This is a genomic window from Methylotenera mobilis 13, assembly GCF_000384255.1.
Taxonomy (GTDB): Bacteria; Pseudomonadota; Gammaproteobacteria; order Burkholderiales; family Methylophilaceae; genus Methylotenera; species Methylotenera mobilis_B.
The window spans coordinates 1,015,506-1,040,964 of the sequence record NZ_KB913035.1 but is presented as its reverse complement, the minus strand read 5'-3'; the positions used below and the strand labels follow the sequence as shown (position 1 = coordinate 1,040,964).

At 42.5% G+C, this 25,459-nt stretch carries 20 protein-coding genes; 12 read left to right on the top strand and 8 right to left on the bottom strand.

Going from position 1 to position 25,459, the window contains the following annotated elements; genetic code table 11:
* Positions 1-50: 50 nt before the first annotated feature.
* The 6 genes from A391_RS0105010 to mutS all read right to left on the bottom strand — a co-directional run bounded on the left by A391_RS0105010 (position 51) and on the right by mutS (position 8,245).
* On the bottom strand, positions 51-1,484 hold the full coding sequence (locus tag A391_RS0105010) for an alginate export family protein (RefSeq protein WP_019897795.1): 1,434 nt from the start codon (positions 1,482-1,484) through the stop codon (positions 51-53).
* Between the two features lie 55 nt (positions 1,485-1,539).
* Positions 1,540-2,343: an ABC transporter ATP-binding protein gene (locus tag A391_RS0105005; protein ID WP_019897793.1), complete on the bottom strand. Its 804-nt coding sequence runs from the start codon at positions 2,341-2,343 to the stop codon at positions 1,540-1,542.
* A gap of 28 nt (positions 2,344-2,371) precedes the next feature.
* Positions 2,372-3,181 (bottom strand): nitrate ABC transporter permease, encoded by an 810-nt coding sequence (ntrB, locus tag A391_RS0105000; protein ID WP_232416188.1) that lies wholly within the window; start codon positions 3,179-3,181, stop codon positions 2,372-2,374.
* A 72-nt stretch (positions 3,182-3,253) separates the two neighbouring features.
* Positions 3,254-4,558 carry a CmpA/NrtA family ABC transporter substrate-binding protein gene (locus tag A391_RS0104995; RefSeq protein WP_019897789.1) on the bottom strand — a complete coding sequence of 435 codons (1,305 nt, stop codon included), beginning with the start codon at positions 4,556-4,558 and terminating at the stop codon, positions 3,254-3,256.
* Positions 4,559-4,786: 228 nt separating this feature from the next.
* Positions 4,787-5,350 carry an ANTAR domain-containing response regulator gene (locus A391_RS0104990; RefSeq protein WP_232416138.1) on the bottom strand — a complete coding sequence of 188 codons (564 nt, stop codon included), beginning with the start codon at positions 5,348-5,350 and terminating at the stop codon, positions 4,787-4,789.
* 270 nt (positions 5,351-5,620) lie between these two features.
* Positions 5,621-8,245 (bottom strand): DNA mismatch repair protein MutS, encoded by a 2,625-nt coding sequence (gene mutS, locus A391_RS0104985; protein ID WP_019897786.1) that lies wholly within the window; start codon positions 8,243-8,245, stop codon positions 5,621-5,623.
* A gap of 255 nt (positions 8,246-8,500) precedes the next feature.
* Between mutS and A391_RS0104980 the strand changes: the two genes are divergently transcribed.
* The gene (locus tag A391_RS0104980) at positions 8,501-10,303 is read left to right on the top strand and encodes a GGDEF domain-containing protein (protein ID WP_019897784.1); all 1,803 of its coding nucleotides are present in this window, start codon (positions 8,501-8,503) and stop codon (positions 10,301-10,303) included.
* 107 nt (positions 10,304-10,410) lie between these two features.
* Positions 10,411-13,605 (top strand): methyl-accepting chemotaxis protein, encoded by a 3,195-nt coding sequence (locus A391_RS0104975; RefSeq protein WP_019897782.1) that lies wholly within the window; start codon positions 10,411-10,413, stop codon positions 13,603-13,605.
* 88 nt (positions 13,606-13,693) lie between these two features.
* Here the strand turns inward: A391_RS0104975 and A391_RS0104970 are convergent, their stop codons facing one another.
* Positions 13,694-15,721, bottom strand: a complete 2,028-nt coding sequence (locus A391_RS0104970; RefSeq protein ID WP_019897780.1) for a site-specific recombinase — start codon at positions 15,719-15,721, stop codon at positions 13,694-13,696.
* A 419-nt stretch (positions 15,722-16,140) separates the two neighbouring features.
* Positions 16,141-16,953: an inositol monophosphatase family protein gene (locus A391_RS0104965; RefSeq protein ID WP_019897779.1), complete on the bottom strand. Its 813-nt coding sequence runs from the start codon at positions 16,951-16,953 to the stop codon at positions 16,141-16,143.
* Positions 16,954-17,075: 122 nt separating this feature from the next.
* Between A391_RS0104965 and A391_RS0104960 the strand changes: the two genes are divergently transcribed.
* The 10 genes from A391_RS0104960 (at position 17,076) to hscB (ending at position 25,450) form a co-directional block, all read left to right on the top strand.
* Entirely contained in the window at positions 17,076-17,819 is a 744-nt protein-coding gene (locus tag A391_RS0104960; protein WP_019897778.1) for an RNA methyltransferase, read from the top strand.
* A gap of 126 nt (positions 17,820-17,945) precedes the next feature.
* Complete coding sequence (locus A391_RS14685) at positions 17,946-18,530, top strand: type II secretion system protein (protein ID WP_019897776.1); 585 nt, start codon at positions 17,946-17,948, stop codon at positions 18,528-18,530.
* A gap of 129 nt (positions 18,531-18,659) precedes the next feature.
* Positions 18,660-19,712 carry a trypsin-like peptidase domain-containing protein gene (locus tag A391_RS0104950; RefSeq protein WP_019897775.1) on the top strand — a complete coding sequence of 351 codons (1,053 nt, stop codon included), beginning with the start codon at positions 18,660-18,662 and terminating at the stop codon, positions 19,710-19,712.
* A 167-nt stretch (positions 19,713-19,879) separates the two neighbouring features.
* Positions 19,880-20,629 (top strand): serine O-acetyltransferase, encoded by a 750-nt coding sequence (gene cysE / locus A391_RS0104940; protein ID WP_019897772.1) that lies wholly within the window; start codon positions 19,880-19,882, stop codon positions 20,627-20,629.
* 148 nt (positions 20,630-20,777) lie between these two features.
* Positions 20,778-21,305, top strand: a complete 528-nt coding sequence (locus tag A391_RS0104935) for a Fe-S cluster assembly transcription factor (RefSeq protein ID WP_019897770.1) — start codon at positions 20,778-20,780, stop codon at positions 21,303-21,305.
* A 20-nt stretch (positions 21,306-21,325) separates the two neighbouring features.
* Positions 21,326-22,471 carry a cysteine desulfurase family protein gene (locus tag A391_RS0104930; RefSeq protein WP_019897768.1) on the top strand — a complete coding sequence of 382 codons (1,146 nt, stop codon included), beginning with the start codon at positions 21,326-21,328 and terminating at the stop codon, positions 22,469-22,471.
* 57 nt (positions 22,472-22,528) lie between these two features.
* A complete protein-coding gene (locus tag A391_RS0104925; RefSeq protein ID WP_019897766.1) occupies positions 22,529-23,782 on the top strand; it encodes an IscS subfamily cysteine desulfurase in 1,254 nt (417 codons plus the stop codon).
* Positions 23,783-24,020: 238 nt separating this feature from the next.
* Positions 24,021-24,416: a Fe-S cluster assembly scaffold IscU gene (gene iscU, locus A391_RS0104915; protein WP_019897763.1), complete on the top strand. Its 396-nt coding sequence runs from the start codon at positions 24,021-24,023 to the stop codon at positions 24,414-24,416.
* 167 nt (positions 24,417-24,583) lie between these two features.
* A complete protein-coding gene (gene iscA, locus A391_RS0104910) occupies positions 24,584-24,907 on the top strand; it encodes an iron-sulfur cluster assembly protein IscA (RefSeq protein ID WP_019897762.1) in 324 nt (107 codons plus the stop codon).
* Between the two features lie 12 nt (positions 24,908-24,919).
* Positions 24,920-25,450, top strand: a complete 531-nt coding sequence (gene hscB / locus A391_RS0104905; protein ID WP_029144006.1) for a Fe-S protein assembly co-chaperone HscB — start codon at positions 24,920-24,922, stop codon at positions 25,448-25,450.
* Positions 25,451-25,459 lie beyond the last annotated feature (9 nt).

The following is a 25,459-nucleotide window of genomic DNA, read 5'->3' as shown; positions in this document are numbered from 1 at the left end:
CATTATTTTTAATTGCACTTTTTGTAGGCAATTTTACTTATCGCTAAGACTTAAAATGTGTACATGCCAGTTACCCAAATAATTTCCTTGTCGCCCTTACGTGCGGCATTTTGTAAAGTAGTGCCATAAATATCACTTTCATTAAAGTTTGCATATTCAACTTTCCCTAACACCTTATCGCTGAAAGGATAAGTTGCACTGATGTCAAATTCGCTACCGTATTTGTCACCCAAGCGCCCGCCGGTAGACTGATATTTAACATCAGACTTGAACACATGATACTCAGCATAAAGTTTCACCTTATCGATAGCACCAGCTACTGTGACAAAGGTATCTTCCATCCCTTGACGTGGCGTTGCTAGAAAGTGATCTGCCCAACCTTGGAATAGATGGTTAGTCCCTAATGGCGTCTGAAATGCATACTGACCATCGTTACTAGAAAGCTTTTCATGATCTAAACGAACAGACCAAGCACCGTATGCCGCACCACCACCTAATTTGAAATAGTGTGCGTCGATTAACGGACTACCACCACTCATATCTGTTTGCTTAGCGTATTCTGCTGTGTACAATACTTTCCAATCAGGGTTAACTGCACGTACACCATCTAAGCGTGTACCAAAAGTTTTACTACTAGCATCCGTAGTTGCTGATTTAGTCGTATCTTGGCTAGCACCAAGACCGTTACCACCTTGTGCAGCAGTACCGATTGCGGCTGGATTACCATTGTTTTGACCCAAGTTAGCGACATCAATTAAATAGCCGTAACCAACCAACGACTCTGAAGGCGAAATGCGGTATTTTGCATTCACGATATCGATATTGCCATGACGGTCTTTGGTCGTAATTTGACGCACTTTATCAAAGTGAGCTGCGAAAAGCTCCACATCTTGAATGCTCTTATTCAATACAGAAACACCGTCAAACACTTGCATATTTTGTCTAAATGCAATGTCACCGATAAAGCGAACATTATCTAAGTTGAGCTGTTGGCGGCCTAAGCGTACTTTAGTGTTTTTGATACCAGTCCAATCCACATAAAGTTGATTAATATCAGTAAAGCCAGGGTCTACAATATTTGGATATTGCGCTTTATTTAGACCAGCACCTGCTGCGCCACCATTGCTGTGTTCTGACAGATTGTTTCTACGATCATTAAAGTCATCGTTAAACTCATGTACGTCGGTGATTTGTGCACCAATACTAAAATTTTTGTATGGTGCAGTTTGCCAACCGATTAAACTACGCAAAGTAAATGCTTCGCCAGTCTTAAGCTTGCTACCGCTACTAAATGCTTCCTGGTTCACATTTTCATAACGTAAACGGAAGTTGGTCATTTGCTTGCCGTCTTTGATCGCATCTAAAAATGTATATTCAGCAACGGCCTCTTCCTCTGCTGCGTAAGCTGAGTGTGCCATACCAGCCAATGCTAGCACAGTACAGGCCATGACCATATTCATTTTGAATACTGTTTTGGTTTTCATGTTAATCCCTTTTTTAAATAATAATATTGATGTAGTAAATTTAAATCAGTGTCTTTTATGCCGATTTCTTAGCATGGCGCTCATATAAGAAGCGCAATACTTCACTACGTAAATGGTTGTATTCTTTATCTTCAGCTAATTCTAAACGTGCTCTTGGACGTGGTAAGTTAACTTCCAGTATCTCACCGATAGTTGCACTTGGACCATTCGTCATCATCACTACGCGATCTGATAACAACACAGCCTCATCCACATCATGCGTTACCATCACTGCTGTACAACCTGACTTCGCCATAATCTTCATTAACTCATCTTGCAAGTTAGCGCGAGTGAGCGCATCTAACGCACCAAATGGCTCATCCAGCAGTAGCACTTTGGGCTCCATGGCCAAAGCGCGGGCAATGCCAACACGCTGCTTCATCCCACCTGATATTTCATTAGGTCGTTTGTCGCTAGAGTGTGACAGCCCTACCAACTCGATAGCGGCATGCGTGCGCGCCTCAAGTTGTGCTTTGGTCTCGGTGCTAAATACGCGTTCTACTGCGAGATACACGTTTTCAAAACAAGTTAGCCATGGTAATAAAGAGTGATTTTGGAACACTACGGCTCGCTCAGGTCCCGGTCCTGCAATTTCACGGCCCGCACAAAATAACAAGCCTTCAGATGGTTGTAACAAGCCCGCGATTAAATTCAGCACTGTAGATTTACCGCAACCAGAGTGCCCAATAATTGAAATGAACTCGCCTTCTTTAATATTAAGATTAATACCTTTAAGTGCATTGAATGTCCCTTTTTTGGTATGAAAGGTCATATCCACGTGCTCTAATTGTACATATTTGTCAGCGTTTGCTTTTTCCATGATCGTTCCTAAAGGATATTTAAATGGGTTATTCGTAGCTAAATCGTTTAGCAATTTGCGTGAGAATTAACTCAAGCAATAAACCAACAATACCTACAACAAAAATCGCGATGATGATGTGTTCAACATTTAAGTTATTCCACTCATCCCACACCCAGAAACCGATACCAACGCCACCCGTTAGCATTTCTGCTGCAACAATCACTAACCATGCAACACCGATAGAAAGGCGCACACCGGTCATCATATAAGGCAACACAAACGGAAACAGTATTTTGGTCACGATTTTCCATTCACTTAAGTTCAACACTTTAGCCACGTTCATGTAGTCTTGTGGCACTTTACCTACACCAACTGCCGTGTTGATAATCATGGGCCATACTGCCGAAATAAAGATTACCCATATCGCTGCTGGATTTGCCGCTTTAAACACCAGAAGCCCAATCGGCAACCACGCAAGTGGAGAGACCGGACGTAACAAACTAATCACTGGTGCGGTCATTCTTGAAATAAACTCAAAACGACCAATGATAAAACCAAGCGGAATTCCAATCAGTGCAGCTAAACCAAAACCCAAACCAACACGTTGCAATGATGCCAGGATATTCCAACCCACCCCTTTATCATTGATACCGTGGTCATAAAACGGGTCACTAAACAACTCAACCGCTGAGGCCCAAGTTTTAATTGGCCCTGGCAACTCTGGTGTTTTCTCTGAAATTAAGGCCCAAATCACAACCAGCAAGAACAATCCAAAAATTGGCGGTAGCACCCATCTAAAAAAACGATAAGCCTGCGTGTTTAAACTGCTTAAAGAGAAAGATTTAGCGGTAGGCATTATTTTATTTACAGTAGTATTTGTCATTTCAACTCCTTAAGGCGCAACTCTATTTGTGCAATACATCATGGCCTACACTTTAATCTTGAACGATGCAGCATAAGCAGCTGGGTTAGAACCATCCCACACTACGCCATCCATTAACTTACTACTGCGCATTGCGCTTTTTGGAACATTAATACCTAATTGCGATGCGGCCTCTGAGTAAAGTTTTACTTGGTTGATCTTCGTTGCAACACCTAAGTAATCAGGGTCAGATTTGAGCAAGCCCCAACGTTTGTGTTGTGTTAAGAACCACATGCCATCTGATAAGAATGGATAGTTCACTTTGCCATCATCAAAGAACTTCATGTAGTTAGGATCTTTCCATACCTTACCGTTACCATTGTCGTAATCACCCACAAAGCGGCCTGCAATCACTTGCTCTGGTGCATTGACGTAGGCTTTACCTGAAATTAACTTAGCCACTTTTGCACGATTTTCTGCGGCATCGATATAACGACATGCATCAAGAATCGCCATCATCATGGCACGTGCAGTATTTGGGTTTTTCTCTACAAACTCCGCTGTAGCTCCCAATACTTTTTCAGGGTGATCTACCCAGATATCTTGCGTTGTTGCAACAGTGAAGCCTACTTTGTCGAAAATTGCCCTAGCATTCCAAGGCTCACCCACGCAGTAGCCATCCATATTGCCGATACGCATATTGGCCACCATTTGTGGCGGTGGTACGACAATATTTTTAACATCTTTCACTGGGTGAATACCATTTGCAGCTAGCCAATAGTTCAACCACATTGCATGGGTACCTGTTGGGAATGTTTGTGCAAATGTATAGTCACGGTTTTCGTTATCAATTAAGCGCTTAAGACTTTTACCGTCTTTCACACCTTTTTCTTTGAGCTGATTAGAAAGCGTGATGCCTTGACCGTTATGGTTTAAGCCCATCAAGACCGCCATATCTTTTTGCTGTCCACCAATACCTAGCTGTACACCGTATACCATACCGTACAGAATATGTGCTGCATGTAACTCGCCATTAGAAACTTTATCGCGCACGGCGGCCCAAGACGCTTCTTTTGAAGGGGTAATTTTGATGCCGTATTTCTTATCAAAACCCATTTCAGCTGCCACGATAATTGGTGCACAGTCTGTGAGTGGAATAAAACCAATTTTGACATTGGTAATTTCTGGGGCGTCAGAACCTGCCGCGTAAGCTTGTGTGCGAATACCATTTGGCACTAAACCCATCATCGCTGCAGCACCTAGTGCACCCATTGCACTCATTTTAAAAAAGTCACGACGTGCTGAATCAACCACCAAATTCGATTGCTGACCTAATTTACTTTCTTTGTTACTGATATTGTCATTGCCCATCTTAGTTCTCCTAAAATAATCCAAACAATCTAAAAAATTCATAAAAAAAGGCGTCTGATAAGTTGAACCAGCTCTTAAATAAAAGAGTTGATTGCTTATCAAGACGCCTTTGTCTTGTATTACATGATCTGAGCCACCATTGGCTCTTTTTTACTGCTTGGATGATTTAGCTCACTAGTCCTTCATTGGACTTTTGGACTCAACCACCACCAAATTCTTAGTTACCAGCTAAAGTAGCAATTGTGCCGCTTCAACTATCTGTGCTGCTAAAGACCCGATGCGCGTATGCTTTTCCATCGCCATTTTTCTTAACATGCTATACGCTTCGTTTTCATCAACGTTGCGCTGTTTCATGATCAAACCTTTTGCACGTTCAATCACTTTACGTTCGCTTAACTTGGTATTTGCCTCCTGCAAGGCAGTCCGTAAATTCTTAAATTCCTCAAACCTAGCAACCGCCGCATCAATCACTGGTTGCAAACGCTCATTTGGTAAAGTACCCACCACATAAGCACACACACCTGCCTGCGTTGCCAATTTAATCTGCTCTTTATCGCCATCATGTGTAAACATCATCACAGGACGAGGGTCATTCATTGTCATGACACAAATGTGCTCTAATGTGTCACGACTTGGTGAGTCTGTATCAATCACCACCACATCTGGTTGTAATTTACTGCATGCATCATTTAAGTTGATGGTATCTCTAAGATGAGCGATGACATCGTAACCGTTATCAAGCAAAGACTGCTTGAGTGGTTTAACACGCTCCAAATTATTATCAACAATCATTACTTTTAACATAGCTGCTTAACTCAATCGACTAATCTAGTATAAGCAATAGGTGTGCCAACTATTTAATACCAGCATAACCACTTGTTTAATATGGAATAGCGCGCTGCAGGAGATTCAGAAAATAACTTCAGTGATGATTGTTCGCACAAATAAGGTGCAAATGCACAGTCTTGTATCCAGATAGAACGCACTTCAATGATGCGCACCAAGATTAATACGTATCGCTTTTTATGTCTGCCAACTTTCAAGAAAGCAGAGAATCTATACTCATGTTTGATTAACAGTCGCTTTTAGCCTATATAGCAGATCTAAAGCCTGCTTAGGCGTGAGATCATCCACTTGCAATGACTCCAATTCAGTGAGTACAGGATGCAATGGGACCTCTACGACTTGCTCGTTCATCATGAACATATCAACTTGCGGCACTGCTGTTGCATCTTGATTTGCGACTTGATTTAACTCTAATTGCGCTAATTTTCTTTTTGCTGCACTAATAACGGGCTTAGGAATCCCCGCCAACTGAGCAACTTGTAATCCATAACTCTGATTAGCCGCGCCTTCTTCTACTTTATGCATAAACACTATGCTATTGCCATGTTCAACTGCATCTAAATGTACATTCGCTGCATATTTAAACTCATCAACAATACGTGTTAGCTCAAAATAATGCGTTGCAAACAAAGTATAGGCACGATTTTTCTCTAATAACTGCTTGGCAACCGCCCAAGCTAGGCTTAATCCGTCAAATGTAGAGGTGCCGCGCCCGATTTCATCTAACAGCACTAAACTCTTATCTGTTGAGTTATGTAGAATATTCGCCGTTTCGGTCATTTCCACCATAAAGGTCGAACGCCCTCCCGCCAAGTCATCTGATGCACCGATACGTGTCATGATACGGTCAATCTCACCAATTTTTACTGAAGTCGCTGGTACATAACAGCCACAGTACGCCAGCAATACAATCAATGCGGTTTGACGCATAAAGGTAGATTTACCGCCCATATTCGGCCCAGTAATCAGCAATAGTTGGCGGTATGGATTAAGTGTCACATCATTAGCAATAAACGGCTGACCTGAAGTTTGCACAGAAATCTGCTCAACAACAGGGTGTCGACCGTTCACGACTTCTAATCCAGCTTCTATTATAAAAGTAGGCGCTACATAGTTTAAGGTGATCGCACGCTCAGTAAAACAACATAGCACATCTAAACTAGCCACAGCGCCTGCATTGGTTTGCAGTGCCAAGATATACTGCCCAAGCTGCACTAACACTTGTTCATACAACATTTTTTCACGAGCTAATGCACGTTCATTTGCACTCAATACTTTATCTTCAAATGCTTTGAGCTCTGGCGTAATGAAGCGCTCAACATTTTTTAAGGTTTGGCGGCGTCTGTACTCTGCTGGTGCACTTTCCGCCTGTGCACGGCTCATTTCAATATAGAAACCATGCACACTGTTATACTCCACCTTCAGGTTAGTAATACCTGTTCGCTCTTTTTCTGCCGCTTCAAATCGCAACAAAAATTCACCATGATTCGTTTGCATCGCACGTAGCTCATCCAACTCCGCATCATAGCCATCCGCGATCACACTGCCCTCACGAAGCACCACACTAGGCTCCGTTTTAATAGCGGTGACAAGCAGGTTCATTACAACTGCTGGTGGCATTAGATTGGCCGCTAAAGTTTGCAATAAACTGGCAGATTGCAGATTAAGTTGCGCTTGCAATAAAGGTAACTGTTGTAGGCTAACAGCCAAACCAGATAAATCTCTAGGGCGAGCTGTTTTAAGGGCAACACGTGCCGTGATACGTTCAATGTCAGCCACAGACTTTAAGGTCTGTCTTATATGAATGTATTGGTTGGTATGTATTAAATCAGCAACAGCCTCATGACGCTTCATGACTAAACTACGGTCTTGCAAGGGATGGTGCAACCAATGTCTTAACAGGCGTGCACCCATTGCGGTTTGTGTAGTATTAAGCAATGAATACAGCGTGGGGCTAGCCTCACCGCGTAAGGTCATGTCAATTTCAAGGTTGCGTCTAGTTGCGGCATCTAGTTGCAAATAAGCGGTGGTCGTTTCTACGCTTAAAGCATTAATATGTGGCAAAGTGGTGCGTTGTGTATGTTTCACATAATCAAGCAAGGCGCCTGCCGCACAAATCGCAGGATGCATATCAGCACAGCCAAAACCATTTAAATCGTAAGTATTAAATTGTTTAGTCAGCGTAGTAAATGCACTATCAAAATCAAACTGCCATGTACTTAAGCGACGTGTAGCCACTTTGCTAGCACTTAACGAGCTGTGTTGAAAATCATCCGAAAGTAATACTTCACTAGGCGCGATACGCTCGAGCTCCTGCCCCAATAGACCTACGGCAATTTCGCTCAGAATAAAACTGCCTGAAGCTAGATTCAGGCGCGCCAGTCCAACAACACCATTCGCCTGAAAAATACTCAGTAATTGGTTATCACGAGATTCATCTAACAATGCAGCATCGGTGAGCGTACCTGGCGTTAAAATACGTGCCACTTCACGTGCCACGGGGCCTTTACTGGTGGCGGGATCACCCACTTGCTCGCAGATAGCGACCGCCTCACCCATTTTCGCGAGTTTAGCTAAATATTGCTCAGCCGCATGATAAGGCACCCCTGCCATTTTGATGGGTTGCCCATTACTGCTTCCACGATGCGTTAAGGTAATACCAAGCAACCTAGCCGCTTTTTCAGCATCTTCAAAAAACAGCTCATAGAAGTCTCCCATGCGATAAAACAGCAACATATCAGGATGCTGTGCCTTTAAGCCAAGGTACTGGCGCATCATAGGCGTATGGCTTTCGTTGGGAGTTAAAGAGCCAGAAACATTAGAAGATGGTGCGATAGTCATTCAACAATTCACAGATTTTTAATTAAGTTTGATTTTAACCTATCACGCTCAAATGAAAGCACTTAACTCGTGACTAATCTGACTTTTAAATACGCTTTAATTTAAATACTGAGTTGAATTATGCATTAAAAAATACTACGTTTCGGCATCACACCTCAGCTAACTCAGAACACTTGCAATATTCATCAAACTGTCACTTTTATGTCATATTGGTAAGTCAACATGCCTACTCAAATTAATAAATAAGAGATTTGAATGAGTACCCTGACTGATACAGCATGCTCTCATGAGGCTGCCTGCCTACACCTACATGACATTATCCAAGGCAAACAGCTCACCGCTGTTTTTCAACCAATACTCGATATGCAGCAAAGCAAGTTTATTGGTTATGAAGGCCTAATCAGAGGCCCAATTAACAGTGTGCTTCACACGCCAATGGCTTTATTTGCGATGGCGAGAAAATGTGGCTTGGTTGCAGAGTTAGAGTACCTTGCTCGCCAAACCGTACTAGAAGCTTTTGCCAGCCTCCAACTACCTGGCAAAATATTTCTTAATATTAGCCCTGATATCTTATTACATAAATACTCAAAATCAGGCGAAACACTTAAATACATCCAAGCACTTGGCCTACAGCCTAATCAAGTCATTATTGAGCTAACAGAAAACGCACAAACACTGGATTACCAGCTTATGCGTGATGCAACCCACCACTATCGAAATATGGGCTTTGAAATTGCCATCGATGACCTAGGTGAAGGTTTTTCTGGGCTACGCTTATGGTCTGAGATTCGTCCTGACTACGTGAAAATAGACAAACATTTCACGCAAAACATTCATCTAGACCCAGTGAAAATGCAGTTTGCTCGATCAATTCAAGAGATTGCTGCTAAATCAGGCGCCAAAGTGATCGCCGAGGGAATAGAAACCCATGAACAACTGATGGCAATTAGAGACTTAGGTATCGCCTATAGCCAAGGTTATCACATTGCTAGACCGCATGCCGATCCTTTACATCAGGCATCACCAGATATCACTAATCAACTGGTTAGATTTGAAATAGAGCGTGAGAATCTATTACAAAATAGAGCGACTGTCGAAAAACTGCTGAAACAAATGGCGCCTGTTGGCCCCCAATGCCATAACGAAGATGTGTTTAAAATGTTCGACGAAAATGCAGAGCTTTACTCTATCCCTGTAGTACTGGATGGAAAGCCTGTTGGGCTAATCAATCGCTCAGTCATGATTAACGATTATGCACGTCCTTTTCGCAGGGAACTATATGGCCAGCGCCCATGTGAAATGATGATGGACAAATCTGCACTCATCGTAGACAAAGATACCAGTCTTAAAGACCTCAGCGACTTAATATTGCAAAGCAAACCGCACCATCTTTCTGCTGGGTTCATCATTACAGAAAATACCCAATATATCGGCATGGCCAGTGGTCATGACTTACTTAGGTTGATTACTAAAATGCAGATAGACACTGCACGCTACGCTAATCCACTGACTTTATTGCCTGGCAATGTACCGATTAGTGAGCAAATTGATAGCTTATTACAATCAGGGACGCCATTTGTTGCTTGCTATTGCGATTTGGATCACTTTAAGCCTTTTAATGATGTGTATGGCTATAAAAAAGGCGATGAAGTCATCCAGAAAACAGGTCAGCTACTTTCAGATGCCTGTGGCCCGTATGACTTTGTTGGGCACATTGGCGGTGATGATTTTATCGTGTTGTTTCAAAGCAGAAATTGGGAAAGTCGTTGCGATACATTGTTATCTCATATTGCAAAAACATTCCCATCATTTTACTCAGCACAAGATCAAACAAATGGCGGGATCACTACACAAGACCGTCAAGGTGATCAACGATTTCATCCATTTATTAGCCTTTCTATTGGTGCGCTGATTGTTGACTCGACGCTTTATCACTCACACCACGAGGTTTCAACCGCGTGCGTCAATGCAAAAAAACAAGCCAAGGCCATTTCAGGCAATAGCCTTTTCATAGAGCGGCGCAGCCCACAAGAATCTATGGTGGAAATGGCAGCATAACCACATCAACCATGACGGCACATTAGCGAGTACAAAGAAATTGCCAAGCCATCGTCATCAACCAGATCTATTCAATTGTTAGTTACTCAAATAATAAAAGGTGTGTAATGAAAAAAGATATCACATTAACGCAAAGTGAACGTGAGATTAACGAATCAGTTTCCATCGTCTTAAAAACTGATTTAGAAGGAAAAATCACTTACATCAACCGCGACTTTATGGAAGTGAGCGGGTTTAGTGAGCAAGACTTAATTGGACAAAAGCAAAGCATCATCCATCACCCGGATATGCCATCAGAAGTACTGACTGATATATGGAAGACACTACAAGCTAAAAAACCATGGATTGGTGTAGAGCTTGGCCTCTGTAAAAATGGTGACCACTTTTGGGTTTACTCCTGCGTCACGGCTGTCCGTGAAAAAGGAGTAGTGGTTGGCTATATCTCTGTAAGCAAAAAAGCAAGTTCTGAGCAAGTTGAAAAAGCACGTGAGCACTACCGCGCAATCAAACATGAAGAGCGCTGGCATACGGCAATGTTAAGAAGAGTGAGAGAGTTTAGTAATCGCATCACCATTAACAATAAAATTGCATGTATTTTTATGATGGTTGCACTCACCACTTGTATGCTTGGCTTTAGTGGCGTATCTGGGATTAAAGAAAGTAACAATGGTTTAGAAAACGTTTACAAGAACAGAGTATTGCCATTAAAACAATTAAAAATCATCAACGACATGTACAGCAACAATATTGTAAGCACTGCTCAGAAGTTACAAAGAGGCATTATTGCATCCAGCGACGCGGCAGCTAATGTTGACCAAGCGCTGCTAGTATTAGATAAGCAGTGGAAAGAGTATTTAGCAAGCCCTCATGACGAAGCAGAGTCACAATTAGCGAAAGAAATTCAACCTCTATTTGATACAGCATTAGAATCTGCTGTTTTACTGCAAGGAATTATCCGCGCTGATGACATAGAACGACTGATGACCTTCAATACCTCCGATGTTTATAAAGCGATTGACCCTCTGACTGAAAGCCTCAACCAACTGATTAATCTGCACTATGCTGGTGTTGCCACTGAATATGAAACGACACAACTTAATTACATAAAGCATAGAAATTACGCGATTGCATTTATTATTGTCGCACTCATGATATGTGGATTACTTGGCTGGAACCTCAATCGCTCGATTATTCCACGCTTGCGTGCGATTGGCAGTAACTTGCGAGAAAGCGCTGAGGAGATGAACAACAAGCTAGTGCCTAGATCAACACACAGAGATGAGCTAACCGATGTTGTCGATGCTTACCATGCACTCAAAACCAGACTTGATTTCGACCATAAAGAAACTGTCAGCAGTATCCATCGTATTAAATCGACGCTAGACCAAGCATCGATTGCCGTCACGTTATCAAATCAAGATAACAGACTCATCTATCTTAATAATGCAGCAAAAACGCTATTTAGCAACATGAGCACTGGCATCCAAAAGCATCATCCAGACTTTTCTCCATCGTCCATGATGGGCAAACGCCTAGACCAATATTTGGAAGATGCTACAGATCGTGAAGCGTTCTCTAGCATTCAAAATGAACAGAAAGTCATCGACACCACGATTGCGGATCAACACCTGCAGTTAGTGATTAATCCTGTATATGATGAAACCGACGGTTATGCATTAGGTACTATGACACAATGGAACAACCGCACTGCGGAAGTGATTGCGGAAAAAAATGTAGCAGAGCTTATCCAACAAGCGGTTGCAGGCAACCTCAGTAAGAGGATCGACACTAATACATTACCAACAGGCGTGATTCGAGATATTAGTAGTGGCATCAATGAGCTACTAGACGCAATCATCACCCCACTCACCATGGCGGCAAATTATGTGGACAACTTATCTAAAGGTCATATTCCTGCAGAAATCACTGATGACTACCAAGGCGATTTCAACATCATCAAAAACAACCTAAACGCTTGCGGGCTTGCCATCAAAGCACTCGTGTCTGATGCAAGCTTATTAGCAAGCAGTACAGAGGCTGGTGCTTTAACAATTCGTGCGGACAGCACAAAGCATCTTGGTGAATACCGTAAAGTGATTGAAGGCCTCAATGCGACACTAGATGCTATTGTCACACCGCTCAATATGGCCGCCAATCACTTAGAACTCATCGCACGTGGTGATATTCCTGAAAAAATAACAGAAAATTTCAATGGTGACTTCAATCACATTAAAGATAACCTCAACACCTGCATCACCTCGATTAACGCCTTAGTCACTGATATCAATACACTATCTGATGCAGCACATGACGGAAGAGTTTCAGTACGTGTTGATGCAAATACACACTCAGGTGACTTCAGAAAGATAGTAGAGGGTGTTAACGAAACACTAGAAATGATTGTAGGTCCGATTGCCACTGTGAAATCATCTGTTGAAACTATTAACACCGCTGCAGCAGAAATTACCTCAGGCAATAATGATCTATCTGCACGCACCGAAAAACAAGCGGCCAGTTTAGAGGAAACTGCAGCCAGCATGGAGGAACTAGCCTCTACTGTTAAACAAAATGCAGATAATGCCAAACGCGCCAATCAACTGGCATTAAATGCTTCAGGAGTTGCTGTCAAAGGTGGCTTGGTCGTTTCAGACGCTGTCGTTACTATGACCGCTATTAATGAAAGTGCACGCAAGATTGAAGACATTATTAGCGTAATTGATAGCATTGCATTTCAAACTAACATTCTCGCACTCAATGCCGCGGTTGAAGCGGCAAGAGCCGGTGAGCAAGGTCGTGGTTTTGCGGTAGTCGCTGGTGAAGTAAGAAGTTTGGCACAACGCTCAGCTGGTGCGGCTAAAGAAATTAAGGGGCTTATTAACGACTCTGTTACTAAAACCTACGAAGGAACAAAGCAAGTGGAAAATGCAGGTAAAACCATGGAAGAAGTCGTCGCTTCAGTTAAACAGGTTGCAGACATCATTAGTGAAATCGCCGCCGCATCTATAGAACAAAGCACTGGAATAGACCAAGTCAACGCAGCCATGACAAGCATGGACGAAGTGACGCAACAAAATGCCTCACTGGTAGAGGAAGCAACCGCTGCCGCACAATCACTATTAGAACAAGCAAGCGCTTTGGCCGATGCGGTGAGTGTATTTAAACTGGATGAGCATCACCTTAAGCAGACAGATAATGTCATTAGTATGCATCGTATCGCAAAACTACCGACGAACATTCCTCAGCAACATCTCCATAAAATCCGAGCTGCTGATGCCGTTAATGGACATTGGGATAGTTTTTAATAGATAAAATCATGATGAATGGCAGGCAAACGAAAACCTGTCATTCATCAAACCTAATCGTCTAATTCAGCGGCTACATGGTAGCAACCTACTCTGGTTCAACTTGCTTAACCAATGCTTCTGGCGCTACATTTTTTGGTGGAAATATAAACTCAGCAGGATGCTGATTGAGCCGACTACCTAAATGACGCAACAATAGTCGCCAATCATTAAAACGTACTTTTCTAGATTTCATTGCCACATACAGCGCCAAACTAAAGCTCACCATCAAATTACCAAGCCCAATCAAAGCAAGACCTAGCGCCGCAAAGGCAACAGCTTGCCAAGTTAGCATAAAATCTAAACTAAAGCTGGCGAACCCTACAAACGCAGAGGAAAACGAAATATGCCGAATATCAATCGGCAGTCCTAACAACACGCCAACAGACCCCATCCCGCCTAGTAAGCAGCCAAAATAGAAGTTACCGGCTAATGCGCCTAAGTTGTGTTCTACATAATGTGCAACTCGCGCTAAACGCTCCACACCCAAAAGACGTTGCAACCACTTAATCGCTTTTAAGCGCTGAGGAATCTTGTTATACACTGCCAAATTATCATGATAACCAGCAATTAAACCTGATAGAAACAAACAGACACCGGCAATGGCCGCGTAAAAGAATGCACCACTAGTAAGTGGATGAATATCACCCAGTAGTCGATGGGCTTTATCTGGCGTCACAAAGTGTTGCCCAGACAAATAAAGCACAGCCCAAGAAAGTAACATGGCTACTGGAATCGCTACTACCACATTACCAAAAATAGCTACTGCCTGACTACGCATCGTATTGGTCACTGTGGTCACTAAATTATGCATATCTTTAGTTTTACCATCAGAAGCATTATCAATAGTGGCAGCAATGGCAGCTGCGGTCATCGCCGGCTGCTTAGTCGCCACCGTAAAATGAAAGATATGTATTATCATAAAACCAATACCATAATTCAAACTGAAGAATATAGCTTCAGCTAACGGTGCAAAGTGGTGTTTAGCGATCACAATTTTAAACATTGCCATCATGGCAATAATCACTCCAGCTCCCATTGCTGAGCGCATCAGTGCAAAGTACTCACTACGATTTTCCGTGATGTAATGCTCACCAGCACGGCTTGCATTTTCAGTCACACGGACGGCCATGACCTCCATGCTTTCTTGCCAATACTCATGAAGGTCATTCTTATGGCACTCGCTGTAAACCAAGTCCTTAAACAATTTTACAATCACAGTATCTGCAGGTTGGTCATGTTGAAAGCAGTGCAAAATACCAAGTAGCTCTTCTAGTCGTTCAATCTGTCTTAGTATGCGTTGCAACAGTTGCGTTAGATGAATACTCGTCCCGGTAAGCGCACTGTTCCTTCTGACTTTTGCAACAATCACCTTACATTGATCTAACATGACCAAAATATGCTTGATATCTGTGTGCGCATCATCTACATCTTGCGCCCCCATAAACTCAGCCAACTCAGCCTGCTGCATGACAAATGGTGAACTATGTTGCTCTAGCTCAGGGTAATTTCGCAACAACTCCGGCTCTAATCCAAGTGCAGCGGTTCTGTAAGAAAGCACTTGCGATGCCGCAAACAAGTTCTGCTGGCAAGATAAACTAAGCGCTTTATCGGCTAAGTCAAAGCGCATCACTTTAATCAGTTGCGACCACACATCATCTGGCACAGCACTCACCCAGATTTCATCAGTCGTCTTTGTGAAGAAAACTGCAAATAGATCAACCAAATAACTATCATCTATCGCCTCTGGCAGAATCTTGTGCGAGATTCTTCTCCGCATCTCAGAAAAAAATCCAGTAAACACTGAATGGCGTGCAATTAAAAATAGTGAAATCGGGTTATACGCACTTAACAGTAATAAAATGGCACTTCTGAGCTGACGCGCTTTTTCTGCATCCGTGCTTAATAAATAACACAATGCTTGTATTGATTTTATCGCGGAATCAGTTTGCTCTGGCTTCTCTGGGCGAATCTGCGCCAACAACTCTGCAATTAATCTTGGTGCATCATCATGACGCGCATACTGCTCGAACACTTGTTCCATCAAATTAGTATTTTTATTCTCTTTATTATTCATATTGAAGTTCCATTGCAAACAGGATAATTTTTTAGATTAACAGCACGCTTATAAGATTTATTTGTTAGCCTACTAAATAATAGTCTAATACTGTGATCAATATTTAGCTTGATGATATTGAGTATATGAATGCATCTACTGAGATGACATCCACATCAAACGATAATAACAAGCTAACGTTAATGCAGAAACAGCCTACAGAGTAAAGCCAATGATTCAAAATCACATGGCTAAAAAGACCTACGCAAATTAATAAAATTCAAACCAACCAAACTTAACTGAGCTAATTCAGTATTAGTTAGAGACATCGGTTCTACTGCGATTTTATGATGGTAATCAGCTTTTGTAACAATTCAACATAGCGTTGAATCTATTGAGAACGCCTGCCAAAGCCTGGCAGGCGCATTGAAATCAAAGAATTAAGCGTTTTTAGGCGTCTTCAGTGCATCTGTTAGGTGAGGGTTCAATGTCTGTAACATTTGTGCAAACACTTTTGGGTTGGCTGCCACAATATTACCTGTTTCAATCCAACTCTCATTACCCTCAAAATCACCTACGATACCTCCCGCTTCTTGCACAATCAGGCCACCTGCAGCAATATCCCAAGGTGATAGGTTGATTTCAAAGAAACCATCCACCCAACCCACTGCAACATAAGCCAAATCCAATGCAGCCGAACCCGGACGGCGGATACCTGTTGTTTTCTTGATCATGTCTTTTAACATACCCAAGTAAGTATCTAAGTGTGTAAAGTCACGGAATGGGAAACCGGTTGCAATCAGTGAGTCCTGTAACTTACTACGGTTAGTCACACGAATACGCTTGTCATTTAAAAATGCGCCACGACCTTTGGTTGCGGTAAACAAATCATTACGCACTGGGTCGTAAATCACCGCTTGAGTAAGCACACCCTTTTGCTGCAAAGCAATTGAAATACAATATTGTGGAAAACCATGTAAAAAGTTGGTCGTGCCATCTAATGGGTCAATAATCCAAATGTTATCGGCTTCATGATTATCATGTCCGCTTTCTTCACCCCAAAAACCATGGTCAGGATACGCATCTTTTAATACATCAATAATCGCCTGCTCGGCTGACCTGTCCACTTCACTGACAAAATCGTTATAGTTTTTAGTTTGAATGCTGATAGAACCTACGTCTTGCGAGGCTCGGTTAATGATACGTCCCGCTTCACGAGCGGCTTTTACTGCGATAGATAGCATTGGATGCATGACTAGATTTTCTAAAAGAGCTGATAAAATGCTATTTTAGCTTTTATCGACCTTAATACCAAATTCTTATATCAAATTAAGGTTCGCTAAGTGAATAATTTTTAACAAATTAGGCCAGCCAAGTGGATAAACAAAATATTTTCAATCACATTCGTGTCGTTTTATGCCAAACCAGTCATCCTGGCAACATTGGCTCTACAGCACGCGCCATGAAAACCATGGGTTTAAACCATTTATATTTGGTTAATCCGTTACACTTTCCTGACCCACAAGCCACCTCACTTGCTACTGGCGCTGCTGACCTACTAGAAACGGCAACAGTTTGCACTAGCCTGCAAGAGGCCCTTACTGGCTGTGTATTAGCCATCGGCATGAGCGCACGTAAAAGACAAATTTCTCATGAGCTAGTTAACGTGCGTGAAGCCGCAGAGCGTGCGGTCTCTATCGCACACAATCAACCCATTGCCCTTGTATTTGGTACAGAAATGAGTGGTCTTTCAAACGCAGAGCTTGATTGCTGCCAACTACTCGCGATGATTCCGGCAAACCCAGAATACTCTTCACTCAACCTTGCTGCAGCAGTACAAGTCATGACATATGAAATCCGCATGGCTATATTAGATGGCAAACTAGAGGGTCCAACAAACCAACCAGAACTCGCCACCAATGAGGCGCTTGAAGGTTTTTATGCACATTTGGAAGACACGCTCATCAAAATTGGTTATCTAAATCCAACTGCTCCCAAAAAGCTCAGTGAGCGCATACGCCGCATATACGCTCGTGCAAAACTAGAGAAGGAGGAAGTCAATCTATTAAGAGGGATCCTAACTTTATCAATCACGCCAAAAAAACACGACAAATACTAAACCAGGCAGTACACTAGAATAAAAAAGTATACATTTGCAACCACAATAACCTTATATTAATTAAGTGTTTGATAATGACAACATGTACTTGATCAATACATTTTGTATCAATACATTATTGGGAATATGTATAAGAAATCTATTAAAAATTTAATTAGAATTCCACAAAACAATATTAGCGCCCACGTTTCTAGACAACGTGGCTTTACGCTAATCGAACTAGTTGTGGTCATTGTCATCTCAGGGATTCTGGCTTCAACAGCATTGCCTAGGTTCATTAATCTAAATAGAGATGCAAGAGTTGCATCTATACAAAGCTTAGCTGGGTCAGTGCGCAGTTCAATGCACCTTGTAGAAGGTCAAGTGATGATAAAAGGGATGGGCTCGGCTGGTCAGCAACCCAATATCACTTGGATCCAACTGGCAGATGGCACTGATGTTAGAGTTTGGAGTGGCTATCCAGACCGATGGTGCGATGGCATAGGCGTTCTGCAACAAGGTTTTATCGTCCCAACCGCGGGATGCTATCTAAGCAACGCTCCCATTGAAAACAATGGACTAACTTTTTACGGATTTGGCAATTCCGCCATCCCTGGCGGAGATGCAGGCTGGAGAATTGAATCAGCCAGCACCCCTTCAGCGTGTGCTGTGCAGTACGTATACAATGGCAGCGGAACTCCAGCGATAACAGCACATACCAGTGGATGTTAGGTAAAAACACTAGCGTACAAGCTTAACTCATACTAAGCAATTGGTTTACATGCCAAAATAGAACTTTTCATCACCAACATTCTCTTACCAAAATGGTACTACTTATATCCATCTTTTGGAGACTCACTGATGCGCACACTGACACTTGGCCTTGGTTTCATACTCAGCATTAGTCTTACTTTCACGATAAACCTTGCAGTCGCGGCGCCGCCAGACGGCTTGGTATATGCACTCAAATCTAGCGTTGTAAAAATTCGCGTCATCCTTCCTAACGGCCACTATGGTGTAGGTTCTGGCGTTGTGGTCGCTAAAGACCAAGTAGTCACCAATTGCCATGTTGTGGCAAATGCCCATGCGATTAATGTGATTAAATTTGGTGAAAGCCACCGTGCCGTTAGCCTAAAGGCAGACTGGGAACACGACCTGTGCATTGTCGGCTTTGATGGCTTAAACACAACGATTGTAACGCTAGGTGAAAGTACCAGCTTACAATATGAGCAATCCGTTTTCACCATCAGCTTTCCCAACAACTCTCCTAGACCGCTCACCACTTACGGTGCAGTTAAAGCGCTATACCCAATGGATGATAGCGTGATTATCCGCACTACGAATGATTTTAGATTGGGCGCTAGTGGTGGCGCTATGTTCAGTGATGATGGCAAACTAGTAGGCATCATCACCCTAAAAAGTCCTGGTCGGAACGCGTTTTATTACAATATGCCAGTTGAATGGATTAAAAATCTGTTAAAACAACCTGAAATCGCCATTAATACTAAAGGTGAATTACCTTTTTGGGATGCCCCTGAAGAAAAACGCCCCTATTTCATGCGCGTGATTCAACCGTATCAAACCAAAGACTGGGTAACACTCAAAAAACTTTCTACAGAATGGTTACAACTAGAGCCAAAAACAAGCGAAGCGCTCAATTACTTAGCCATTGCCGAATACAACCTTAAAGAAACTAAAAATGCTCAGCAGCATTTCGGACAAGTTTATGCTGACAACAAATATCATGCTAACGCATTATTATATTTAGGCATGATAGCGGCAGAATCTGGTAACAAAGATGAGGCAATCAAGACAGCCACCCTTCTTGATCAATTAGACAAAGACGCTGCAAACCAACTTAACGAAAAACTAGGCATTGCAACTGACAACGAGTGCCAAGTAAAGCAATGCTAAATATAGCCATCATGCAGGTCAGCGCTAGTCAGTTAATGGATTTAGCACCCTTACATACTGATCCTAAATTAATGAAAAACGTGCTGACCACAGAGCCCTAGTAAATTAGTCAACCATTGTTGATTTATGGCATAATTACGTCCTATTTAAATCCATTGCCAAACCTCATGTTTGACCACATCAAAGAAGATATTTCTATCGTTTTCGAGCGCGACCCTGCTGCTCGCACACATTGGGAGATTTTAACTACCTACCCTGGCGTACATGCTTTATTGATGCACCGCCTGAGCCATTGGCTATGGAAGGCTAATTTTTTCTGGCTCGGTCGCTTTTTGTCACACTTAGGTCGCTGGTTCACGGGGATCGAGATTCATCCAGGCGCTACAATCGGACGTCGTGTTTTCATTGATCACGGAATGGGTGTTGTCATCGGTGAAACAGCGATTATTGGCAACGACTGTACGCTATACCACGGTGTTACGCTAGGTGGCACTTCATGGAATAAAGGTAAGCGTCATCCAACATTGGAAGCAGGTGTCGTCATTGGCGCAGGCGCTAAAGTACTGGGCCCTATTACAATTGGTGAGGGCGCAAAAATCGGCTCCAATGCTGTTGTCGTCAAAGATGTGCCCGCAAACGCAACTGCGGTGGGTATTCCTGCACGTATTTTAGAGGAAGAAAAATCAAAAAAACGCGAAGAAACCGCACAAAAAATTGGATTTGCGGCCTATGCAGTTGGTAATGATGAAAATGACCCCATGATTAAAGCAATACACTCATTGCTTGATCATGCATCGAAACAAGATCAAGCGATTACTGAACTGCAAACTCAGCTAGCACGCCTGAATACTGACGAACATAGCGATACAGAAGTAGCTGAAGCCTTTAATGTTCCCCCAACAAATAGCAAGCCGTAACTTAAGCTAGCTATACAATTAGCATGCAATGATTAGACCGTTTTTAAATTAATTCAGGAAGCGTTGAACTGAACCGCATAATAGTTGACTAAATTTGTAAGGAATTATACAATTCGTTCATCAATGATACATACCCATATAGAATATTATGCGATTAACCACTAAAGGTCGATTTGCTGTCACAGCAATGTTAGACCTAGCGATCAACGAGACAAAAGACGCACCAGAAACTAAACCAGTGACGCTCGCTGGTATTAGTGAGCGCCAAGATATCTCTCTCTCATATTTAGAGCAGTTGTTCAGTCGCTTGCGCAGACAAGGTTTAGTCAAAAGTATCCGTGGCCCAGGTGGCGGCTATAATTTGGCTAAAAATTATGCAGATATTTCAGTGGCTGAAATCATTAATGCAGTCGATGAACAAATTGATGCTACACAATGCGGTGGCCATGAAAATTGCCGAGATGAAGGTCGTTGCATGACGCATGATTTATGGTCTTCGTTAAACACTAAAATTTTAGAATACTTAGCAGGTGTCACGCTAGCAGATATGGTCGCATCACAGCAAAGTGGCCAAAAAGTGTTAATCACGCCGCGCAACTGTAGTGGTACTCATGAAAAAGCTAACACACACGAGAAAAGTGTAGCGATTAATACAGCAACCGCGGTTGTTAACTAAAGTTTGATTAGGTTAAACCCATGTCTAGCATCTATTTAGATCACAACGCGACGACAGCGCTTGATCAGCGTGTGCTAGAAAGCATGTTGCCATGGATGCTAAACCAAAGTGGCAACCCAACAAGCCGCCATATATTCGGTAGGTCAGCACGAGATGCAGTTGAACACGCGAGAGCGCAAGTGGCTGAAGCTTGTGGTGCATATGCGTCGCAAGTGATTTTTACCGCATCAGGTACTGAAGCGAACAACTTTGCAGTAAAAGGTATTGCCGCTAACCAAGTCGGAAGCCAGATTCTATATAGCGCCATTGAGCATCCTTGCATATCTCGTCCGGCAAAAGCGTTACAGCAAGTAGGATGGTTAAGTAGTGAAATTGGCGTAGATGCAAATGGCATATTAAATATTGCTCAATTACAGCAAGCGCTTGAAACAACAACCAGTATTGTGTCAGTGATGCTCGCCAATAACGAAACAGGCGTGATCCAAAACATGACAGAGATTGCGGAAATCTCACGTAAGGCAGGCGCTTTTATACACACCGATGCGGTGCAGGGCCTAGGTAAAATACCTGTTCATTTTACTGATTTAAACGTGCATGCGATGACGATTTCAAGCCATAAAATTCATGGCCCACAAGGCGCAGCAGCATTAATTTTAGATAAACGTGTTGATATACAGCCACTATTACATGGCGGTGGCCAAGAGCGTGGTTTACGTAGTGGCACAGAAAATGTTGCAGCAATCGTTGGCTTTGGGATGGCATGTGAACTTGCCGTTGCAAACTTGGCAGACTTTAACAGTCATACGCAAATGTTACGTGATGCATTCGAGCATGGATTAAAATCACTCAATGTCACAGTATTTAGTGGTAGTGCACGACGCATACCGAATACCAGTTTTTTTGCATTAGAAGGTATTGAAGGTGAAACATTAGTGACAGCATTAGATCGCAAAGGCTTTGCAGTGGCTAGTGGCTCAGCATGCTCGAGTGACAGCACCGAGCCAAGTCACGTGTTATTAGCGATGGGAGTTGCGCCAGACTTAGCACGCGGCGCGGTGCGTGTGAGCTTTGGTGCTCATAACACCTTATTACAGGTAACAGACTTTTTAACAACGCTTAAGAATGAAATTTTGAGATTAAAACAGCTCACTAGTATTGCCGCATAAGCAGCCAATATCAGCGCTAACAATATATATAACGTAACAGGTAAGGATAATTAAGAAATGTCAGCATCAATTGAAATGCAAGTATTGAAAGGCTCAGAGCATGACCTTCATCCAATTTATTTGGATTACTCAGCCACTACGCCTGTCGATCCTCGTGTTGCCGCAAAAATGATTCCATACATTACAGAACATTTTGGCAACCCTGCTTCACGTAGCCATCCTTATGGCTGGACAGCAGAAAAAGCGGTAGAAAACGCTCGTGAAGAAGTCGCTAAATTAGTCAACGCAGATCCTCGTGAGATTGTCTGGACATCTGGTGCGACAGAGTCTAACAACCTTGCTATTAAAGGCGCTGCTAATTTTTACTCAGCCAAGGGTAAGCATATTATTACCGTGACCACTGAGCATAAAGCGGTCATTGATACTGTGCGTGAACTGGAACGTCAAGGCTTTGAAGCCACTTACCTAGACCCAGAACCAAGCGGCTTGCTGGATTTAGATAAATTTAAAGCGGCTATTCGTCCTGATACAGTGCTAGCTTCTGTCATGTTAGTGAACAACGAAATCGGTGTGATACAAGACATCACCGCCATTGGTAATATTTGTCGTGAAAATGGCATTATATTTCACGTGGATGCTGCGCAAGCAACGGGCAAAGTACATATTGATCTAGAAAAATTGCCAGTAGATTTAATGAGCTTTAGTGCACATAAAACATACGGCCCTAAAGGTATTGGTGCACTGTACGTGCGTCGTAAACCACGCATCCGTATTGAGGCACAAATGCACGGTGGTGGTCATGAGCGCGGTATGCGTTCAGGCACACTGGCAACACACCAAATTGTTGGTATGGGTGAAGCATTCCGTATTGCACGTGAGGAAATGGATGAAGAAAATATTCGTATCCGTCGCTTACGCGATAAACTACTTAATGGTCTGCAAAATATTGAAGAAGTTTATGTCAATGGCGACCTAGAGCAACGTATACCACATAATTTAAACATTAGTTTTAACTATGTTGAAGGTGAATCACTGATTATGGCGGTAAAGGGCATTGCAGTTTCTAGCGGCTCAGCATGTACATCAGCCAGTCTAGAGCCTAGCTATGTGTTACGTGCACTGGGCCGTAGTGATGAATTAGCACATAGCTCAATCCGTTTTTCAATTGGTCGATTCACAACAGATGAAGATGTAGATTACACCATCAGTTTAATGAAGGGCAAAATTGATAAATTAAGAGAACTATCACCACTTTGGGAAATGTTTAAAGATGGTGTAGATTTGTCAAAAGTAGAATGGGCAGCGCATTAGAAAAATATTCTTTGCTTCACTGACTAATGGTGACAGCGCATTCGTTTAGAAAAACTAAACTTCATGCACTTCCGCTTAGTTATACAAGTAAATCTACGTTTTTTAGTAGTTATATTATTAAATGAATTAAAAAGCGAAGCAAAATCAAGACGGCAAGCTGCAGACAGTACGAATAGTACGGCAAGGCTTGCCAACGCAGAGTTTGCGATGCATTTTAATTCATCACAGGAGAACCAAAATGGCATATTCAGATAAGGTATTAGATCACTACGAGAACCCACGTAACGTTGGTTCACTAGATAAAAACGATCCACAGGTAGGTACTGGCATGGTAGGTGCACCAGCTTGTGGTGATGTAATGAAGCTAATGATCAAAGTAAATGATAGCGGCATTATTGAAGATGCAAAATTCAAAACTTATGGTTGCGGCTCTGCGATTGCTTCTAGCTCATTAGTCACAGAATGGCTAAAAGGTAGAACCATTGAAGAGGCTTATGCCATTAAAAACTCTGAAATTGCAGAAGAGCTTGCATTGCCTCCAGTAAAAATTCACTGCTCAGTACTAGCAGAAGATGCAATTAAAGCTGCCGTAGCAGATATTAAAGCTAAGCAAGCGGCAAAAGAAGCGGCTTAATAAGCATGCTATGCAAGAAGCATGGCACACAAGCTAGTGACATTAACCGAGAAATATCGGCGCTGAACTAATGACGCTTATTAATGCTGGCACTAAAAAGCATGTTAAAAAAAGTAACGTGGCTTTGTGGTATAAAATAGTAGTTTAAAAGGATCAATTTAAGCACCATGGCAATTACACTCACAGAAACAGCGGCAAGCCGCGTTGAAAAATTTCTTGCAAATCGTGGTAAAGGCGTAGGTCTACGCTTGGGCGTTAAAACCACAGGCTGTTCAGGGATGGCTTACACACTAGAGTTCGTAGATGATATGCAGCCAGAGGATGTTGCTTTTGAGAGCCATGGCGTTAAAGTAATTGTTGATCCAAAAAGCTTGGTTTACATTGACGGTACAGAGTTAGACTTTACTAAAGAAGGTTTGAACGAAGGCTTCAAATTTAACAACCCTAACGTTAAAGATGAATGCGGCTGTGGTGAGAGCTTTACTGTTTAAACATAGATGCACATGCAGAGCACCTCAATTAACTACTTTAAACTATTTGCTATTGCAGAACAGTTTGACCTTGATGTAACTACGCTAGAAAGCAATTTCCGCAAAACTCAATCTGCAAACCACCCTGACCGATTTGTCAGTGCGCCAGCATCAGAAAAACTCGTAGCCATGCAACTAGCAACCTTAGCTAATGAAGCTTACAGCGTGTTAAAAAGCCCTGCCAAACGCGCTAAATACATGCTAGAACAGCATGGCATAGATGCCATCGCAGAGACAAATACTGCGATGCCTACCGAGTTCTTGATGCAGCAAATGGAGTGGCGTGAACGCATTGAAGATGCAAAAATGGCACGTAGCATCACTGAGTTAGATGAGATTGCAGGCGAGTTGAAATTAGAAACTAATTTATTAGTCAATGAGCTACATGAGCTACTGGACATTAAGAAAGATCTAACTTCGGCAACAGCAGTCACTCGTAAACTTATCTTCATTGATAAAGTTTGTGCAGACATTGACCAAGTCATCGAACAGTTAGATGACTAAATACATCTA

What these genes read in the sequence shown, in the direction of transcription:
- iscU (WP_019897763.1), top strand. Translation starts at nt 24,021, where the DNA reads ATGGCATATTCAGATAAGGTATTAGATCACTACGAGAACCCACGTAAC.
- A391_RS0104925 (WP_019897766.1), top strand. Translation starts at nt 22,529, where the DNA reads ATGTCAGCATCAATTGAAATGCAAGTATTGAAAGGCTCAGAGCATGAC.
- iscA (WP_019897762.1), top strand. Translation starts at nt 24,584, where the DNA reads ATGGCAATTACACTCACAGAAACAGCGGCAAGCCGCGTTGAAAAATTT.
- A391_RS0104935 (WP_019897770.1), top strand. Translation starts at nt 20,778, where the DNA reads ATGCGATTAACCACTAAAGGTCGATTTGCTGTCACAGCAATGTTAGAC.
- ntrB (WP_232416188.1), bottom strand. Translation starts at nt 3,181, where the DNA reads ATGCCTACCGCTAAATCTTTCTCTTTAAGCAGTTTAAACACGCAGGCT.
- A391_RS14685 (WP_019897776.1), top strand. Translation starts at nt 17,946, where the DNA reads ATGTATAAGAAATCTATTAAAAATTTAATTAGAATTCCACAAAACAAT.
- cysE (WP_019897772.1), top strand. Translation starts at nt 19,880, where the DNA reads ATGTTTGACCACATCAAAGAAGATATTTCTATCGTTTTCGAGCGCGAC.
- A391_RS0104990 (WP_232416138.1), bottom strand. Translation starts at nt 5,350, where the DNA reads ATGATTGTTGATAATAATTTGGAGCGTGTTAAACCACTCAAGCAGTCT.
- A391_RS0104965 (WP_019897779.1), bottom strand. Translation starts at nt 16,953, where the DNA reads ATGCATCCAATGCTATCTATCGCAGTAAAAGCCGCTCGTGAAGCGGGA.
- A391_RS0104950 (WP_019897775.1), top strand. Translation starts at nt 18,660, where the DNA reads ATGCGCACACTGACACTTGGCCTTGGTTTCATACTCAGCATTAGTCTT.
- A391_RS0104975 (WP_019897782.1), top strand. Translation starts at nt 10,411, where the DNA reads ATGAAAAAAGATATCACATTAACGCAAAGTGAACGTGAGATTAACGAA.
- A391_RS0105010 (WP_019897795.1), bottom strand. Translation starts at nt 1,484, where the DNA reads ATGAAAACCAAAACAGTATTCAAAATGAATATGGTCATGGCCTGTACT.
- A391_RS0104930 (WP_019897768.1), top strand. Translation starts at nt 21,326, where the DNA reads ATGTCTAGCATCTATTTAGATCACAACGCGACGACAGCGCTTGATCAG.
- mutS (WP_019897786.1), bottom strand. Translation starts at nt 8,245, where the DNA reads ATGACTATCGCACCATCTTCTAATGTTTCTGGCTCTTTAACTCCCAAC.
- A391_RS0104980 (WP_019897784.1), top strand. Translation starts at nt 8,501, where the DNA reads ATGAGTACCCTGACTGATACAGCATGCTCTCATGAGGCTGCCTGCCTA.
- A391_RS0105005 (WP_019897793.1), bottom strand. Translation starts at nt 2,343, where the DNA reads ATGGAAAAAGCAAACGCTGACAAATATGTACAATTAGAGCACGTGGAT.
- A391_RS0104995 (WP_019897789.1), bottom strand. Translation starts at nt 4,558, where the DNA reads ATGGGCAATGACAATATCAGTAACAAAGAAAGTAAATTAGGTCAGCAA.
- A391_RS0104970 (WP_019897780.1), bottom strand. Translation starts at nt 15,721, where the DNA reads ATGAATAATAAAGAGAATAAAAATACTAATTTGATGGAACAAGTGTTC.
- hscB (WP_029144006.1), top strand. Translation starts at nt 24,920, where the DNA reads ATGCAGAGCACCTCAATTAACTACTTTAAACTATTTGCTATTGCAGAA.